Source organism: Pseudoalteromonas sp. SIMBA_162 (assembly GCF_046535955.1).
Lineage (GTDB): Bacteria > Pseudomonadota > Gammaproteobacteria > Enterobacterales > Alteromonadaceae > Pseudoalteromonas > Pseudoalteromonas marina.
Genome location: NZ_JAWJBQ010000726.1, coordinates 1 through 256 on the forward strand (window position 1 = coordinate 1; position 256 = coordinate 256).

1 protein-coding gene is annotated in these 256 nt (G+C 64.1%); it reads right to left on the bottom strand.

Annotation, left to right across the window (positions count from 1 at the left end; translation table 11 throughout):
• The coding region (locus tag R0J88_RS21580; RefSeq protein WP_410901115.1) for a hypothetical protein at nt 1–256 on the bottom strand (256 nt) is incomplete at both ends.

Below are 256 nucleotides of genomic sequence, written 5' to 3' on the forward strand. Positions count from 1 at the left end.
GGCGTTGCAGGATCTGGCTGGGGCGCAAGTCGGTGATGGTGATCTTCACCCGCGGGTACTTGCGCCGGAAGGCCAAGATGCTCTCATCGACACCATCGAGCATCGCCGTCAGCGATGTCACCCCGATCGACACCGCGCCCAGCGCGGCATCCTGAATGCTCGCGGCTTCGATCTGCAGGCGACGGATGCTCTCCACCACGAGGTTGGCGTGGCGGATGACGCGCTTGCCTTCCTCGGTAAGGGCCATGCCTTTGTG